Raw genomic sequence first — 16,638 nt, 5'->3', positions numbered from 1 at the left:
ATCCTTGCCCGCAGCGAGGCGGCGCGTGGAGTAGGTCGGCGTCGAATAGCTGAAGCTGGTGTAGCTCAGGCCGTGGCCGAACGCATATTCGGGCTTGCCGGTGAAGTAGCGGTAGGTGCGGTTCTTCATCGAATAATCGGTGAAGGCCGGCAGCTGATCGGTCGACTTGTAGAAGGTGACCGGCAGGCGGCCGCTGGGATTCACCGCCCCCTTCAGCACCTCGGCGATTGCCTGACCGCCCTGCTCGCCCGGATACCAGGCTTCAAGCACCGCACGCGCCTTGGCCTCGTCGGCACCGAGCGCGATTGCGGAGCCGCTCTGCAGCACGACGACGACCGGCTTGCCGGTCGCCGCGACCGCCTCGAGCAAGGCGAGCTGCGCGGCAGGCAGCGCGATGCTGGTGCGGTCGCCACCGTCGAAGCCCGGCACCTTGAGCGGCATTTCCTCGCCCTCGAGCCACGCATTGAGGCCGACGAAGGCGACGACGACATCGGCATTCCGCGCATTGGCGACCGCCTCGTCGCGCAGTGCCTTGAGCGGCGGCTTCCACGCGAAGCTGATGTCGCTGGCGCGCGACGATTCATGCGCGAATTCGAGCGTGAAGACGCGCGGGGCCGTATCGGCGAAATGGACCGTCATCGGCTGGAAGGTCTGATCGCGACCGTTGCACTTGGCGTTGATCTTCAGATCGTCCGCGCCTTCGATATGGATCGTATAGGCTTCGGTGCCGTTGCCGACGTCGCAGCGGCGGCGCGTCTCGAACTGGAACTGATAATCGCCCGGTGCGGGCACCGCGATCTTGCCGGTCCAGCGCACCGAAAAAGTGGCCGGGTGAACGCCCGGCGCGGGATCGATCGAGGCCCAGTTGAAGTCGATTTCCTTGTCGGTGCGCGTCGCGACCGCGGACCCGGAGAAGTCCGCGCTGTTGTAGAAGGTTGCGGTCAGGCCGCCGGGGAATGCCGTCCTCGGCACCGGCACGGCGACTTCGGCGGTGAAGGGTGCGCCCTGCGCATAGCTGACATTGGCCTTGCCGAAGGCCGCTTCCATACCGTCGAGCGGCAGGATCGGCTGGGTCGGCGTGCCGTTATAATTGCCTTCGAGCCCGATCAGCGAATTGGCGGTCGGGCCGACCACCGCGATCGTTCGGTAGTGATTGGCAAGCGGAAGCGTGCCGTCATTCTTGAGCAGCACGATCGATTCTCGCGCCGCGCGCAACGCGAGCGCCTTGTGTGCGTCGCTGTGGTTCTGATCCATGCCGATCTTCGAGAAGGGCACCATCTCGGCGGGATCGAACATGCCGAGCCGCATCCGCGCGGTGAACAGGCGCTTCAACGCCACATCCATGTCGGCTTCGGCGAGATAGCCCTGGCGCACCGCCTTGGGCAGTTCGAGCATCTCGTCCTTGAAGTCGCAGCCGGTGTCGGTGCCGGTCTTGACGCTCAGCGCCGCGCCCTCGGCACCGGTCTTGGTCTGGTGGTGGCCGGTGGTGACGTCGTCGACCGCGCCGCAATCCGACGTGATGAAGCCCTGGAATCCCCAGTCGCGCCGCAGGATATCACCAAGCAGGGTCTGGTTGGCGCAGGCGGCCTTGCCGTCGACGGCGTTGTACGCGCACATCAGCGAATAGGCCTTCCCCTCGGTGATCGCGCGGCGGAATTGCGGGAGATAGGTTTCGGTCAGGTCGCGTGGGCTCGGATCGACGTTGAAGCCGTGGCGGAGCAATTCCGGCCCGGAATGGACCGCGAAATGCTTGGGCGTCGCGATCGCCTCGAAATATTTGGAATCGTCGCCCTGGACGCCGCGGATGAATTCGGTGCCGAGCGTGCCGGTCAGGTACGGATCCTCGCCCAGCGTCTCCTGGCCGCGGCCCCAGCGCGGATCGCGGAAGATGTTGATATTGGGCGACCAGAAGGTCAGCCCGTAATAACGGTCGAAATTCCCCTCGCGCTGCGCCTGGTTATATTTGGCGCGGCCCTCGGTCGCGACGACGTGGCCTTCGTCGCGCAGCATGTCGGCATCCCAGGTCGCGGCCATGCCGATCGCCTGCGGGAACATCGTTGCTTCGCCCGCGCGCGCGACGCCGTGCAGCGCCTCGTTCCAGTAATCGTAAGCCGGCACGCCCAGCCGCGGAATCGCCGGCGCCGTGTTCTGCATCTGCGCCGCTTTTTCCTCGATCGTCATGCGCCCCACCAGATCGGCGACACGCGTGGAAACGGGCGCGGACGGATCCTTGTAAAGCTGGGCCGTTGCCGCCTGCGCAAGCGCCAGAGCGCTCGTGATAGCGCTACCAAAAATGGCGATGCGGGCGGCGGTTGAGCGACGGGTCACGGGCGATCCTCTCTGCTGGCGCACCCCATCATCGCGCGGGGCGTCGCCCTATCGTTACGACAGCGGCGCTTCTTGGGGAAGCCCGACCTTAGTGCATATATACGAGCGGCTCGGCGGCGACATAGCGGCGCTGTTCCGGGAAGGACACGCTGCGCGTGTCGACGTCGATCACCTGGCGTTGGATCTTGCCCGCATCGAGCGACGCCTTGTGCCAGACCGGCAAACCCGGGCCGTTCGGATTGCCGGTCTTGATGAAGTTCGCCCAGTACGCGCTCATCGTCGCCGAAACCTTCCGGTCGTCCTCGGTCCAGGCGTAGATCGGATTCACGTCCAGATTGCCGAGCGCATATTCGATCTCGGCGCTGTGCAGTGCGCCCCAGCCCGCCTTGCTGCCGGGATCGAGCAGGAAACGCGGCCGGACATGCGCATAGTAATAATAATAAGTCGGTGCGCCGGCCTGGCGCTGCAGGTCGAACCATTTCCAGGTCGGCAGAGCGAGAAAGTCGTCGCTCGCGAGCGCGGTCGCCATCGGCAAAACGTCGGCATCGGTCGTGACCGGATAGAGCGCGAACACCGCATCCGCTTTGTCGCCGAGCACACGCGTCAGGCCGGCGCGATAAGCGGCGACGGTCGGCGGACCATCGCCGAACACGGCTGTCCCTGCGGCCTCCTGCGAGTTCGAGCCTACCAGCAGCGGCACGCGCGCAGCGTTGCCGCTGCCGAACGTCACCGACGGCGGCTCGGTCAGGAAATAGCCATCGATTATCGGGTCGGATGACAGATCGTTGGCCTTGTCCTGCGCCGCAAGCAGTTGGTCGGCCGGCATGGCGCGCAGCGCGGCCAGCGTGGGCGCACCGATGCTTTGCGCGAACGCCGCGCCCTTCCGCTCGGCATCGGCGAGCATGTGCGGCGAAAATTTCTGCATCAAGCCCCCGCTCTCCCCGATCGCGCCGGCGATCAGGCCGCGCGACAGAGGCGAGGCCATCAGCCCGCTAACCGACATCGATCCGGCGGACTCGCCGCCGATCGTGATATGGTTGGGATCGCCGCCGAACGCCGCGATGTTGCGCCTGACCCAGGCGAGCGCGGCGACCTGATCGAGCAGGCCGTAATTGCCCGATGCATGATGCGGCGAACCGGCAGTAAGTTCGGGATGCGCGAGCGAACCGAACACGCCGAGCCGGTAATTCATCGTCACGACGACGATCCCGCGCGCCGCCATCGCCGCGCCGTCATAGCGCTTTTCCGAGCTGTCGCCCGCCTCGAAGCCGCCGCCATAGACATAGACCAAGACCGGCAATTTTTCCCGCGATGCGCGGTCGAGCTTCGCGGGTGTCCACACGTTCAGATACAAGCAGTCCTCGCTCGGCGCGGGCGAGCGGAACATCATGTCCGAAAAGCGCGGCAGCTGCATGCAGCGCGGCCCGAATGATGTCGCCTGGCGAGTGGCTGGCCAGGGCGCGACCGGCTGCGGTTCGCGCCAGCGCAGATCGCCGACCGGCGGCGCGGCAAAAGGAACGCCACGAAATACGCTGACCGCCCCAAGGGAAGCACCCTCAATGCCGCCGCTATCGATCTTTGCCACAGGGCCGGCGATCGCCGCCGTTGCCACGCCGAATGCCAGCGCCGCTACCATCGCACCTAACCGCACGCCTTCACTCCTCATGGCCGCCGGTCTGATGCCGGCTCCAAAAAAAGAAGAGGCGCGAGAGCCATGCCCTCGCGCCCCATCCGGTCACTTGCCGGTCGGCAGCCCATGCTCTTCCAGCATCGGGCCGATGTCCGGATCCTTGCCGTAGAAAGCGCGGAACATCGTGCCGTAATCCTGGGTGTGGCCGCGCGACAGGATCAGGTCGCGGAAGCGTTCGCCGTTCTCGCGCGTCAGCCCGCCATGATCCATGAACCAGTGATAGGAATCATGCTCCAGCATCTGTGTCCACAAATAGGCGTAGTAACCGGCCGAATAGCCGTTCGCCCAGATGTGGAGGAAATAGCTCGACCGGTAACGCGGCGGCACGTTGGCGGTATCGAAGCCCATGCCGTCGAGCTGCTGCTTCTCGAATGCGTCGACGTCCTGGCGCGGCGCACTCGCCGGCAGGCTGTGCCAATCCATGTCGAGGATCGCCGCTTCGACCGTCTCGCCCAGCGCATAGCCCTGGTTGAATTTGGCCGCCTTCTTGATCTTGTCGACCAACGCCTGCGGCATCGGCGCGCCGGTGCGATAATCCTTGGCGTAGTTGGCGAGCACCTTGGGATCGAGCGCCCAATGTTCGTTGAACTGCGACGGGAACTCGACCCAGTCGCGCGCGGTGTTGGTGCCCGACAGCGTCGGATAGACCTGGCTCGCGAACAGGCCGTGCAGCGCGTGACCGAATTCGTGGAACATGGTGGTCGCGTCGTCGAACGAGATCAGAGCCGGCTTGCCTTCAGCCGGTTTGGTGAAATTCGCGACGTTATAGATAACCGGTTTGGTTTTCAGCAGATAGGATTGGCCGACGAAATTCGACATCCACGCGCCGCCCGATTTGTTGTCGCGCTTGAAATAATCGAAATACATCAGGCCAAGCTCGGAGCCGTCCTTGTCGTAGACGGTGTAGACCATCACGTCCGGCTGATAGACCGGGATGTCGGTGCGGCGCTTGAAGGTCAGGCCATAAAGCTGATTGGCGGCGTAGAAGACGCCTTTCTCGAGCACCGCGTGCAGCTCGAGATAGGGCTTCACCTCATTCTCATCCAAGTCGTACTTGGCCTTGCGGACGCGCTCGGAATAACGCTCCCAATCCCACGGCTTGAGCGTGAAATCCTCGCCGCCCGCGCGGATCGTGCGCTGCAATTCGGCGACTTCGCTCTTCTGCTCCTCGGCCAGCGGCGGCACGAGTTGGGCCATGAAGGCTTTGGCCGCCTTCGGATTCTTGGCCATCTGATCCTGCAGCACATAATCGGCCCAGGTCGGGAAGCCGAGCAGCTTGGCTTTCTGCGCGCGCAGCCAGGCGATCTCGCGGATCGTCGCGCGCGTATCGTTGTCATCGCCCTTCTCGGCGCGCGTCCAGCTCTGCTGGAACAACGCTTCGCGCGTATCGCGATTGGCGAGATTCTGCAGCTGGGGCTGCTGGGTCGTATTCTGCAGCGGCAGCAGATATTTGCCGTCGAGCTTGCGTTCGGCCGCGTCCTTGGCGGCAGCCGCGATCGCACCGTCATCCAAACCGGCAAGCTTGGCCTTGTCGTCCACGATCAGCGCGCCGGCCTTGGCGGCGGCGAGCAGTTTCTGCTGGAACGCGGTCTCGAGGCTCGACAGCGCGGTGTTGAGCTTGCGCAATTTGGCCTGGTCGGCCGGGCTGAGCTGGGCGCCCGCGCGGATGAAATTGCCGTGATAGATTTCGAGCAGCTGACGCTGTTCGGGCGTCAGCTTGAGCGTGGCGCGCCGGGCGTAGATCGCCTGAACACGCGCGAACAATTTGGCGTTCAAATAGATCGAATCCGAATGCTGGGTCAGCTTGGGGGATTCGATCTCCTGCACCTTGTCGAGCGTCGGGTTGGTGTTGGCCGATACGACATTGAAGAAGGTGGTCGACGCGCGGTCGAGCATGCGGCCGGAGCGCTCCAGCGCGACGATCACATTGTCGAAGGTCGGCGCGGCGCGGTTGTTGGCGATGCGCGTGATCTCGGCGGCCTGTTCGGCCATGCCCGCTTCGATCGCCGGCTGATAATCGCCGTCCTTGATCAGGTCGAAGCGTGGCGCCTGGAACGGCAGCGTACTGGCCTTGGCGAAAGGATTGGACGCGGGGAGCGCTGCGTTGCCCATGGATGCAACAAGGCACGCGGCGGCACCCGAGGTCCAGAGCCACGTCATCGGTTTCATGTTGGAGGGATTCCTTCGGAAGATTGGAGCGGCGAAAGCCGGATGCCGCAACGTGGAACCGCGCCGCGATTTAATCAAGCCGCCGAAGGGCTAGGGAGCGGCGCGAAGCACCGCCCCCTCAAAGACTTAGGACAGGAAGGGCTTCGCGCCGAGCGGCACCACCGTGCGGCCGAAGGTTTCGTTGGTGATGATGCCGAAGCTGGCATAGAGCGCGAGGCTTCCGCAGACGAGACCGAGCCAGCCGCCGAGATGGCTGAGGCCCGGATGGTGCTGGATCGCGCCGATGCCGAGCAGCCCGAACGTCACCCACAAGGTGAGGAAGATCAGAAAGAGGACCTTGGGCAGGCGGAAGGTACTGATCCACAGATAGAGGGTCAGCACGCCCCACAGCAGCAAAGCGACACCGACCGTCGGGCCGGCAGCCGAGATGTCGATCCAGTGATTGCCCGCCAACAGCAGCAGCAACGCGAACCACCACCAGAAAGCGCCGTAGCTCAGGAAGGCTGTCATCCCGAACGTGTTGCCGAGCCGAAACTCGAACGCGCCGGCGAAGATCTGCATCAGCCCGCCGAACGCGAGCGCGAGCGGGATCACCACCGGTTCGCCGCCGGGCGGGAGCACGCCCGCGTTGATCAGACTCAACAATACCGTCGTCAGACCAAAGGCCACGAGCCCGAGCGCAGCCGGATTGGCCACGGGAGCCACCGTCACTTTAGTATCAGCCATCCTCATTCCCCCGAATTGCTCAAAGCTGTTGGCGCTTCGATGCGGGAGCGAGGCTATGGTTGCGCTATCCCGCGGTCAAGCAGCACTCACTCCACGTCGCGGCCGCGCATCAGCCGGCCAAGGCGCGCGAGATTGGGCTTGGAGCCAGCGCTGAGCAGGCTCGCCCGGAAGACACGGCCCAACATCACGAACTCGATCGCGATGAACGCCGCCAGCGTCACGCCGCAGCCGATCACCTCCCACAAAGGCACGCCCGCCCCGAGCCGCGCGAGCATGGTGAAGGGCGCATAGATCGGGATCCAGCTCATGATGCGCACGCCCACGCTGGAAGGGTCGCGCAGCACCGCCTGGGCGATGATCGCGAACGGCATCGCGATCAGCAGCATCACCGGGCTGAGATAGGATTGCGCGTCGCGGAAGCTGTCGCTCATCGCGCCGATCGTGAGGAAGATCATCGAGATCATCAGATAGCCGGCGAGAAAATAATAGATCATCGCCAGTGCCACACTCGGCTGCTCCAACGGCGCCAGTGCCGGCCGCAGGAAATCGGCGATCATGCCCTGCGTCGCGAACGCCACGCCGATCGCGCAGCCGGCCCAGATGGCGACCATCGTCAGCCCGACCGCGACCGTGCCGAACAATTTGCCGTACATGAGCTGATTGGGGCTGACGCAGGCGAGCACCGTCTCGATCAATTTGTTCGACCGTTCCTCGATCGTCCCCTGCAGCATCCACGATCCCGACAGCATTAGCGACATCAGCAGCAGATAGGACACGAGCAAAGGCAGGATCGAGCGGATCACCATCTGCTCCTGCCCCTTGCCGGGCGACGGCCGGTTGATCGCGATCATCGGCGCGATCCGGCCGGCGGCATCGGCCATGTCCGGGCTCACGCCCTGCCCTTCGAGGAAGCGCAGCCGCATCGCCCGCGTGAGCGTGTCCTGGAGCGCGATCATCAGGGTGCCGGGAGGCGCACCGTCGGACCAGATCTGCACTGGCGAACGCCCGCTGCCAAAATTCCCCGGCACATAGACCGCATAATCGAGCGGTTCCCCTTCCTTCTTGGGCGGATTGATCAAGCCGGGCAGCATATTGGCCAAAGCAGCCGGATTGCTGGCGGCGATCGCCGGCGGGGTCGGCACGATCCGGTAATCGGGATCGGGCTTGTCGAAGGGCGGCGTATCGGCCGCGGCCACGCGCTTCATCACCGCTGCGGCATGGTCGGCACCCCCCGCGCGGGCGAAGGTCTGAACCTCGGTATCCGAATAATAACGGTCATGCTGCGCCCAAGGGGCTGCCGGATCGGCCCGATCCAGATCGTGGCTCTCCGAATAACGCGACAGGGACGTCAGCACCCGGCGCTGTTCGTCGAGCGCGAGCCGTTCGGCGATCGCCGGCGCGGCCTGGCCCGACGGATCGATCAGCATCACCGTCTCGGTGTGATCCTTCTCCATGAAATGCGACGCGATCGGGCCGATCGCGAGCGCCAGCGGCAGGATCAGCAGCGTGATCCAGAAGCTGCGCGTGGCGGCGATCTGGCGGAATTCGCGCGCGGCGACGAGCAGGATGGGATTGGTCATGCCCGGCCCTCCTCTCCGCCGACAATATGGAGGAAGACGTCGTGCAGGCTCGGTCTGCTCTGTTCGAAACGGCGTAGCGCGAAACCGCGTTCGGTACAGACCTGGAGCAGATCGCCGGGATCGGCGCCGGGCGCGAGGCTGACGCCCCATTCGGTCCACCCATCCTGGCCGCCATGTTCGGTCACAGCGACCACGCCGGGCAGTCCCGCCGGCGTTGTCCGCGACAGGATCGTCAGGCGTGCGGGCAAGGTCGCGCGCGCCGCATCCTGCGTGCCTTCGAACGCCTTGCGCCCTTGCGCGAGCAGCAGCAGCCGATCGCACAGCCGCTCGGCATGCTGCATGACATGCGTTGAAAAGACGATCGTCGCGCCCTGGCGCGACAGCCGCTTGATCTCGTCCTCCAGCAACCCCTGATTGACCGGATCGAGACCTGAAAAGGGCTCATCGAGGATCAGCAATCTGGGCGCGTTGACGATCGCGGTCGCGAGTTGGACCTTCTGCGCCATGCCCTTCGACAATTTGTCGATCTTGGTGTTGGCCGAACCGCCAAGGCCGAAGCGATCCAGCAGCGCCCTTCCCTCGCGCCGCGCATCATTGCGCGTCATGCCCTTGAGCCGCCCGAAATAGGTGATCGTGTCGAGCGCGGTCATCGTCCGATAGAGACCGCGCTCCTCGGGCAGGAACCCGAGATCGGCGCTGTTCTCACGACCGGGGGTGCGGCCCAATATCTCGATCCGGCCCGATGTCGGCCGGATGATGTCGAGCACCATGCGGAGCGAAGTGGTCTTGCCCGCGCCGTTGCCGCCGAGGAAACCGAACACCTCTCCATCGCGCACCGCGAAGCTCAGATCGTCGACCGCGCGCTTTTCGCCGAAATCCTTGGTGACCGAATCGAGAAGCAATGCAGGCATGCGAATTCCTCTGCGCGTCGGTTTGGATACAATGTTAACGCGCTCTCACCCAATCTATGGCAAGCTGCGCACGATGTTGCGACAGGTGAAAGCTCCGAAATCGTCGGCAGGGCCGTCCCGCCCGTCCAGACGAACTGCGGAAGCGAAGGCTCGCACGATCGGCCAGGCGATTTCCGACCTGCGCTTTGAGATCGCGGTGGTCGGCCTGCTGCTGCTGACGATCGCGGCGATCTGCTTCGCCAACCTGATCCTGCGCAACACTTTGGTGATCAGTCCCGCACAGCCCCTCGCCTTCACCACCGAATGGCATGGCGACGAGGGGATGGGCGGCAATTCCACGGTCGACGCGGATGTCCGCCAGCCGCTGACCTGGTCGTGCGCGCTGCGCCCGCGCTATCAATATCCCTATTGCGCCTATGAGATCGTGTTCGACGGGCATAGCAATCGCGGACTCGATCTGAGCAAATTCCAGACGATCACGATCACGCTGGACTATCGCGGACGCGCGGATTCCTTCCGCGTCTATCTCAAGAATTTCGATCCCCATTACAGCGATCCAAAGAATCGCGAGACGCTCAAATACAATCAGATCGAGCTGCCTGTCCGCAATGGAAAGGCCGTAATCGAAGCCCAGCTGGAGGATTTCAAGGCGGCGGACTGGTGGCTGCAGAAGAGCCGCCTGCCCTATCGGCTGAGCCATGCGCAGTTCGACAATATCGTCTCGCTGGAGATCGACACCGGCAACAGTGCGCAGCTGGGCCAACACCGCTTCCGCGTCGAAAGCATCATGCTGCGCGGCAATATCGTGCCGATCGAGCAATGGTATCTGGGCATTCTCGGTTGCTGGATCATCCTGATCTGCCTGTTCCTGATCTCCCGCATCCTCGGCCTGCAGCGCGATTTGCGGCGGCGGCGGCTGCTCCATGCGGTCGCCCAGGGCGAGGCGCAGCTCGCGCAGGAATCCGCGCGGCGCGATCATCTGACGGGTCTGTACAACCGCCTGGGCGTGACCGAGCGCTATCAGCAGATGCTGGCGGATGGCCCGGGCAAGCCCGTCGCGATCATGCTGATCGACCTCGATCACTTCAAATCGATCAATGACCGCTTCGGGCACGTACAGGGCGACGACGTATTGGCCGCTTTCGCCGCACTGTTGCAGCACAATGTGCGCGAGACCGATCTGACCGGCCGCTGGGGCGGAGAGGAATTCCTGCTGATCGCGCGGGTCAGCGACGCGCACGCCGCGGTCGAACTCGCCGAGAAGCTGCGTATGGTGATCGGCTCCGCCAGCTTCGTCCATGGCCGGCTGACGGCGAGCTTCGGCGTCTATTTTGCCGAAACGCTGCCGGACAAATTGGGGCCCGCCATATCCCGCGCCGACCGCGCGCTTTATGCGGCCAAAGAGCAGGGGCGCGATCGCGTGGTATTGCATGAGCCGGCGCCGGATCCGGCGGGACCCAAGCGCGCCTGACAAAATCAGGTCAGCACCGCTTCCCTTCCGGTACAACCCGCTTAGGATGCCCTCCTCCAGATGAGGGAATTTCGATGCCGGTCAGCACTTTATCCGTTCGTACCCGCGCCCTGATGGCAGCCTGCGCGCTGGGGTTCTGCACCCCCGCCGTCGCCGGCCCCAATCCGGCAGCCGAGGCGCAGGCGCTCGATATATTGAAGCATGCGATCGCGTTTCGCAGCGTGCAGGGGCCGGGCAACCAGACGCCGCAACTGGCGGCCTATCTGAAGCAGGTGCTGGTCGCGGGCGGGTTCGCCGCCGACGACGTGACGATCACTCCGGTCGACGATACCGCCTTCCTGGTCGCGCGCTATCGGGGTTCGGATTCCAAACTCAAGCCGCTGCTGCTGTCGGGGCATATCGATGTGGTCGAGGCCAAGCCCGCCGACTGGGAACGCGACCCGTTCACGCCGGTGATCGAGAACGGCTATATCTATGGCCGCGGCGCGACCGACATGAAGTTCGACGACGCACTGATGATCGCCAGCCTGATCGATCTCAAGCGCCAGCATTTCACGCCCAAGCGCGATGTCGTCCTGACCCTGTCGGGGGACGAAGAGACGATCATGAAGACGACGCAGATGCTCGCCGCACAATTTCCCGACGCGTACATGCTGCTCAACGGCGATGGCGGCGGCGGCGCGCTGAGCGAAGACGGCAAGCCGGCCTATTTCGTGCTGGAAGGCGCGGAGAAGGCCTATGGCGATTATACTTTGACCTTCACCAATCCCGGCGGCCATTCGAGCGCGCCGCGCAAGGAGAATGCGATCTACGAACTGTCGGCGGCGCTGACTCGGATCGGCAACCACCAGTTTACGCCGCAGTTGAACGATATCACCAAGGCTTATTTCCTCACCGCCGCCGACCGCGCCGATCCCAAGACGGGCGCGGCGATGCGCGCCTTTGCCGCCGACCCGACCGACAAGGACGCGATCGCGACGCTGACCGCCGATCCGTCACATGTCGGCCAGATCGGCACGACCTGCGTCGCGACGATGATCGATGGCGGCCACGCCTTGAACGCCCTGCCACAGCGCGCGACCGCCAACATCAACTGCCGGATCTTCCCCGGCACGTCGTTCAAGCAGGTCGAGGACGAACTGGTGCGCGTCGCCGCCGATCCCAGGATGCAGATCAAGTTCATCGACACCGGCACCACCGCCAGCCCGCCGTCGCCAATGCGCGCCGACGTGACCGCTGCCGTGCGCGCGGGGCTCGATATCGCCTACAAGGGGGTGCCGATCATCCCGAGCATGGCGTCAGGCGCGAGCGACAGCATGTGGTTCCGCGTGCGCGGCGTGCCGAGCTACGGCGTCGCGCCGGTCTTCATCAAGGATTCGGACGACTTCTCGCACGGGCTCAACGAACGGACGCAATTGTTCAATATCGCGCCGGGCGTGGCTTATTGGAACGTGGTGATCAAACGCCTGTCCAACTGAGCGGATAAGGGCGAGGCGCCAACGGCCCCTCGCCCCCATCACAACTCAGAATTTGTAGCCGACGCGGACACCGATCGTGCGCGGCTGGTAGATCGCATAATAAGCGCGCTGCGAGCAGGCGCCGCATTCCTCGAACGAGGAAAGCTGCGCGCGCTTGTCGAACACATTCTCCCCGAAGATTTCGGCGGTGATGTTGCCCCATTCATAGCCCGCGGCCAGATCGACCAGATCATAGGAATGAAGCAGCGGCGGCGCATCGGTGGTCGATACGCCGATGCGCAGCGCCGACGACGCCGAACTCGCATGCGTCCACACACCCTGAAGGTGCGCCTTGCCATCGCCGAGCGCCCATTCATAACGGCCGGTGCCGGTCACCTTGAACTTGGGCGTAACCGGCAGGCGCGACCCCTTCGGCGCGACGACGCTGTTGCCGGTCGCCGGGTCGCAGGTGAAGGTCGGGTCGTCGACAGCGCACAGATTGTTGCGGGTCTTGGCGTCGAGATAGGCGCCGGTCACGTTCAGGCTGAGCCCGTTCACCGGATAGATGGTGATGTCGGATTCGATGCCCTTGATGCGCGCGTTCGGGCCGTTGTGGATCTCGGTGAAGCTGTTCGCACCGAGGAAGCTATACTGGAAGTGCTTCCAGTCATCCACGAAGATGGCGCCGTTCCAGCGCAGCTTGTGATCCAGCCACGACGTCTTCCAGCCGATTTCGTAGTTGGTCAGATAATCGGGTTGGTAGGCCGGGATATCGGCACGGCGGTTGATGCCGCCCGGACGGAAGCCGCGTGACCAGGTCGCATAGACCATATGATCGGAATCGACCTTCCACGTCAGGTTGACGCGGTGGATAAAACCATCGTCCTTGATCCGCTTCGGCACGACCTTGCCATCTTTGTACACGCCCAGATCGGTACAGGGCGCGCCCGCCTCGTCCGGCGGAAGCAAGGTACCGCCCGGATTGTCGCGCACGGTCGAACCGTCGGTATTGTAGCAGGCGGCGACGCCGGTGCGCGAGCTGCCCGCCGCGTTGAACGGCGGCCCGTTCGGATTGCGGCCGAAACCGAAGAAGCCGATCAGCGAGTTGTCGAACTTGTAGTAACGCAGACCGCCGGTCAGCGTCAGGTTGGGCAGGATGTCGTAGGCAGCCTCGCCGAACGCGGCATAATCCTTGTCGACGCGCTTCTGCTGGGTCAGCCACAAAGTGCCCGGAAAGCCGTTGACCGACAGATCGCTGGCCAAGCCCGCCACCTGATAATCCTGGCGGATATTGTGATATTGACGCTGGTAAAACAGACCGCCGACGATCCGGAAAGGCTGGTCGACCGGCGACGAGATACGCAGTTCCTGGCTGAGCTTGTTGAACTTGTCGGTGCCGATAATATGCTGCAGCGGCGCGATTTGGTTACCGGCATTATCCTGATAATAGAAGTAGTTGGCCAGGCCGCCGTAGGACGCATACATGGCGTCATAGGCTTCGGCATAATCGGTATAGTCCGACGCCGAATTGATCTTCCGCTTCAGATAGGCGCCGGCATAGGTGAGATCCCAATTGCCGATCTTGCCTTCGATCGTGAGCGCGCCCTGGATGAAGCGGTCATGATTATAATCGGGCAGGAAATGCTGGACCTGCAGATCGCCCAGATTGGGGTCGGTGCCGAACGTGCCGTGATTCTTCTGGTCCTGACCGAATGCGGTCGCGGTCGCGGTCCAATTGTCGTTGAGATCGATCTTGAGCGCGGCACGGCCGCCCCACACGTCCACGTCATTGTAATTCTTCTTCACCAGCGCGGCGTTGTCGACGGTGATGCCGGGTGCGTAAGTAGTGTTGCCGTCCGCATCAGTGCCGTTGGGTGCGCCGAGAAACGTGCGCGTGCCGTGGATATTGTCGATGAAGCCCGCGTCATGCTCGTAGAAGCCGACGATGCGGACCGCGATGCTTTCCGACAGCGGCGCGTTGATGAAGCCCTCGACCTTGCCGCCCTTGCTGCCGAGATGGACCGTGTTCGCCTCGGCATCCATCGCGCCGTAGAAATGCGACGTATCAGGCTTGTTGGTGATGATGCGGATCGTGCCCGCTTCGGATGAGGCGCCGTAGAGCGTGCCCTGCGGGCCGGACAGCGCCTCGATCCGGGCGATATCGTAGATGTGGACGTCGAGATTGCCGCCGATCGTCGTGATCGGCTGCTCGTCGAGATAGACACCGACCGACGGGAGCGAGCCCGAATGGTTGCCGTCGCCGCCCGAAGCCGCGCCGCGGATATAGATGCTGGTCGAACCCGGCTGCGAGGTCTGGAACGACACGCTCGGCAGCTGCTTGGTGAATTCGTTGAAATTGGTGACGTTCAGCTGTTCCAGCTTGGCGGAGCCCAGCGCCTGGATACTGATCGGCACATTCTGAAGGTTTTCGGAGCGCTTCTGCGCGGTGACGACGATCTCTTCCGGCTGGTTGCCGGCATCGGTGGCGGCAGCGGCCGGGGCAGCGTCGCTCGGCTTGTCCTCGGCGAAAGCGGCGCTGGAAACACCTGCGAGGATCGTCCCGGCCAGCAAAGCGGCCACGAGGCGGGGTTGGCGCATGTTATTGACTCCCTGTCTCTTATGGACGGAGAGGCTGTTACTGAGCCGTTATGGTGTCAATCCGCCGCAGCCCAACGTGCAGCTTTTGCGGTGCAGCATTGCAAACATGTCACGCTTGATATGGATAGGCCTCAATCAAGCCGCCGAGCGCCTGTCGCAGCGGATCGAGCCAAGGCTCGAAATGACGCCATTGCTCCATACCCTCGCGAAAGATCGGCCGGCGCACCTGTTCCGACGAGGCGGTGCGCACCGCGCGTTCGGTTTCGTGGAAGCGCAGGCAGGCAGGCTCGAAATCCAGCCGCGCGTGCGCCAGCAACGCGCGCACCTGGGCCTCGGTATCTTCGACCATCGCCTCATAGAAGACGCGATGAACATGGCCCGGCAGCACGCCGTCATAATGATCCATCAGCCGGACATAATCGGCATAATAAAGCCCGATATCGGCAAGGTCGTAGGTGAAGGTCTGGCCGCGCGCGAAATGCTGCTTGAAGTTGGACAGGCAGCAGCCGAGCGGATGACGGCGTGCATCGATGATGATGGCGTTCGGCAGGATCAGCCGGATGAACCCGACATGCGCCCAATTGTTCGGCATCTTGTCGACGAAGCGCGGCCGATCGGTCTTGCGCTGGATGCGCGTGCGATCGAGATATTCCTCGCCCAGCGCGCGAGCCTCGTCCTCGGTGAGCGCGGCCATGCCGGATAACCCGACCCGCGCGGCCAATGTCGCGATATCGGACAATTCGGTCGTGCCCTCGACCTGGCTGTGGCTTGCCAAAATCTGCTCGATCAGGGTCGAGCCGGAACGCGGCAGCGAGACGACGAAGATAGGGTCGTCCCGAAGCGCACCCCACCCCTCGCGCGCCGCGAAGAAGTCGCGCGTGAAGATTTCGGGCTGGCGGTCGACCGACGCGCTCAATTCGGCGGGATCATAGTCGATCAGCGCGCGGCGCTGGTGATTCGCCTCGACATAATGGCCGAAGGAAGTTTCGTAGCGCCCTTCATCCTCCTCCGCCTTGCCGAGCGCGAATTGCAGGTGGAAGCGATCCTCGTCGGTCAGTCCGGGCAAATCGAGCGCGGCGCGCATCGCCGCGCGATCGGCATCGGTGAAGCGGACCGTCTTGAGGTTGGCGAGGCTCCACCACGCTTCGCCAAGCGTCGGCTGCAGATCGAGACCGCGGCGGTAAGCGTCGATGCTCTCGTCCTGCCGGCCGATCGTCTTCAACGAATGGCCGAGGCTCATCCAGACCTTGGGCTGGTTGGGATAGGAAATCAGCACCTGACGATAGAGCGCGATCGACGGCTCGTAATCGCCGAGCCGCGCCAGCGCCGCCGCCTTCAAATTGATGTAGGACGGGTGGCCCGGTTCCAGCGCGAGCAATTGATCGATCTCGCCGATCGCCTCGTCGGAACGCCCTTGGCGATGGAGCGCAATCGCGAGATTGTGGCGCGCGGCGGCAAAGCCCGGCGCCAATTCCAGCGCGCGCCGCAGCAACGTCTCGGCATCCTTGTTGCGGCCGATGCGGCCCGCGAGCTCGGCGAGCATGCGGATCGCGCCGATATCGGTCGGACTTTGCTTGAGCCGTTCGCGCAGGATCGGCTCGGCGCGGACGAGCTCGTTGCGTGCCAGCGCGTCGGCCGCTTCCTGCAACGCCGGATCTGCGGTCGAGGCGCGCAACGCGGCGAGGTAAGCAGCGTCCCCGCCCGCCTC

The 16,638-nt window shown here is 63.9% G+C and carries 10 protein-coding genes; 2 read left to right on the top strand and 8 right to left on the bottom strand.

The features are described from left to right. The 6 genes from VK533_RS04240 to VK533_RS04215 all read right to left on the bottom strand — a co-directional run. Positions 1-2,328 (bottom strand): glycoside hydrolase family 3 C-terminal domain-containing protein (locus tag VK533_RS04240; protein WP_324375315.1); only part of this gene is annotated, 2,328 nt, incomplete at its 3' end. Positions 2,329-2,416: 88 nt separating this feature from the next. Then, positions 2,417-3,964 carry a carboxylesterase/lipase family protein gene (locus VK533_RS04235; protein ID WP_324375319.1) on the bottom strand — a complete coding sequence of 516 codons (1,548 nt, stop codon included), beginning with the start codon at positions 3,962-3,964 and terminating at the stop codon, positions 2,417-2,419. 99 nt (positions 3,965-4,063) lie between these two features. After that, on the bottom strand, positions 4,064-6,187 hold the full coding sequence (locus VK533_RS04230) for a M3 family metallopeptidase (RefSeq protein ID WP_324375313.1): 2,124 nt from the start codon (positions 6,185-6,187) through the stop codon (positions 4,064-4,066). Between the two features lie 126 nt (positions 6,188-6,313). Continuing rightward, positions 6,314-6,913, bottom strand: a complete 600-nt coding sequence (locus VK533_RS04225) for an acetate uptake transporter (RefSeq protein ID WP_324375311.1) — start codon at positions 6,911-6,913, stop codon at positions 6,314-6,316. Positions 6,914-6,999: 86 nt separating this feature from the next. Further along, the gene (locus tag VK533_RS04220) at positions 7,000-8,493 is read right to left on the bottom strand and encodes an ABC transporter permease (RefSeq protein WP_324375309.1); all 1,494 of its coding nucleotides are present in this window, start codon (positions 8,491-8,493) and stop codon (positions 7,000-7,002) included. Next, positions 8,490-9,404: an ABC transporter ATP-binding protein gene (locus VK533_RS04215; RefSeq protein WP_324375307.1), complete on the bottom strand. Its 915-nt coding sequence runs from the start codon at positions 9,402-9,404 to the stop codon at positions 8,490-8,492. The genes VK533_RS04220 and VK533_RS04215 overlap by 4 nt, the downstream gene beginning before the upstream one ends. Positions 9,405-9,600: 196 nt before the next feature. Between VK533_RS04215 and VK533_RS04210 the strand changes: the two genes are divergently transcribed. Then, positions 9,601-10,875, top strand: coding sequence for a GGDEF domain-containing protein (locus tag VK533_RS04210; RefSeq protein WP_324375305.1), 1,275 nt, complete (start codon positions 9,601-9,603; stop codon positions 10,873-10,875). A 74-nt stretch (positions 10,876-10,949) separates the two neighbouring features. Then, the gene (locus VK533_RS04205) at positions 10,950-12,353 is read left to right on the top strand and encodes a M20/M25/M40 family metallo-hydrolase (RefSeq protein WP_324375303.1); all 1,404 of its coding nucleotides are present in this window, start codon (positions 10,950-10,952) and stop codon (positions 12,351-12,353) included. Positions 12,354-12,398: 45 nt separating this feature from the next. Here the strand turns inward: VK533_RS04205 and VK533_RS04200 are convergent, their stop codons facing one another. Together VK533_RS04200 and VK533_RS04195 are read right to left on the bottom strand one after the other, a co-directional pair. After that, positions 12,399-14,930, bottom strand: coding sequence for a TonB-dependent receptor (locus VK533_RS04200; RefSeq protein ID WP_324375301.1), 2,532 nt, complete (start codon positions 14,928-14,930; stop codon positions 12,399-12,401). 109 nt (positions 14,931-15,039) lie between these two features. Then, positions 15,040-16,578, bottom strand: coding sequence for a tetratricopeptide repeat-containing sulfotransferase family protein (locus tag VK533_RS04195; RefSeq protein ID WP_324375317.1), 1,539 nt, complete (start codon positions 16,576-16,578; stop codon positions 15,040-15,042). Positions 16,579-16,638 lie beyond the last annotated feature (60 nt).

It is taken from the genome of Sphingomonas sp. (assembly GCF_035317925.1).
In the GTDB taxonomy this organism is placed as follows: Bacteria; Pseudomonadota; Alphaproteobacteria; order Sphingomonadales; family Sphingomonadaceae; genus Sphingomonas_I.
This window is presented reverse-complemented; position numbering and strand designations above follow the sequence as displayed.

Excerpts from the sequence above, each read along its gene's own strand:
- VK533_RS04235 (WP_324375319.1), bottom strand. The coding sequence starts at position 3,964 with ATGGTAGCGGCGCTGGCATTCGGCGTGGCAACGGCGGCGATCGCCGGC.
- VK533_RS04230 (WP_324375313.1), bottom strand. The coding sequence starts at position 6,187 with ATGAAACCGATGACGTGGCTCTGGACCTCGGGTGCCGCCGCGTGCCTT.
- VK533_RS04225 (WP_324375311.1), bottom strand. The coding sequence starts at position 6,913 with ATGGCTGATACTAAAGTGACGGTGGCTCCCGTGGCCAATCCGGCTGCG.
- VK533_RS04220 (WP_324375309.1), bottom strand. The coding sequence starts at position 8,493 with ATGACCAATCCCATCCTGCTCGTCGCCGCGCGCGAATTCCGCCAGATC.
- VK533_RS04215 (WP_324375307.1), bottom strand. The coding sequence starts at position 9,404 with ATGCCTGCATTGCTTCTCGATTCGGTCACCAAGGATTTCGGCGAAAAG.
- VK533_RS04205 (WP_324375303.1), top strand. The coding sequence starts at position 10,950 with ATGCCGGTCAGCACTTTATCCGTTCGTACCCGCGCCCTGATGGCAGCC.
- VK533_RS04200 (WP_324375301.1), bottom strand. The coding sequence starts at position 14,930 with ATGCGCCAACCCCGCCTCGTGGCCGCTTTGCTGGCCGGGACGATCCTC.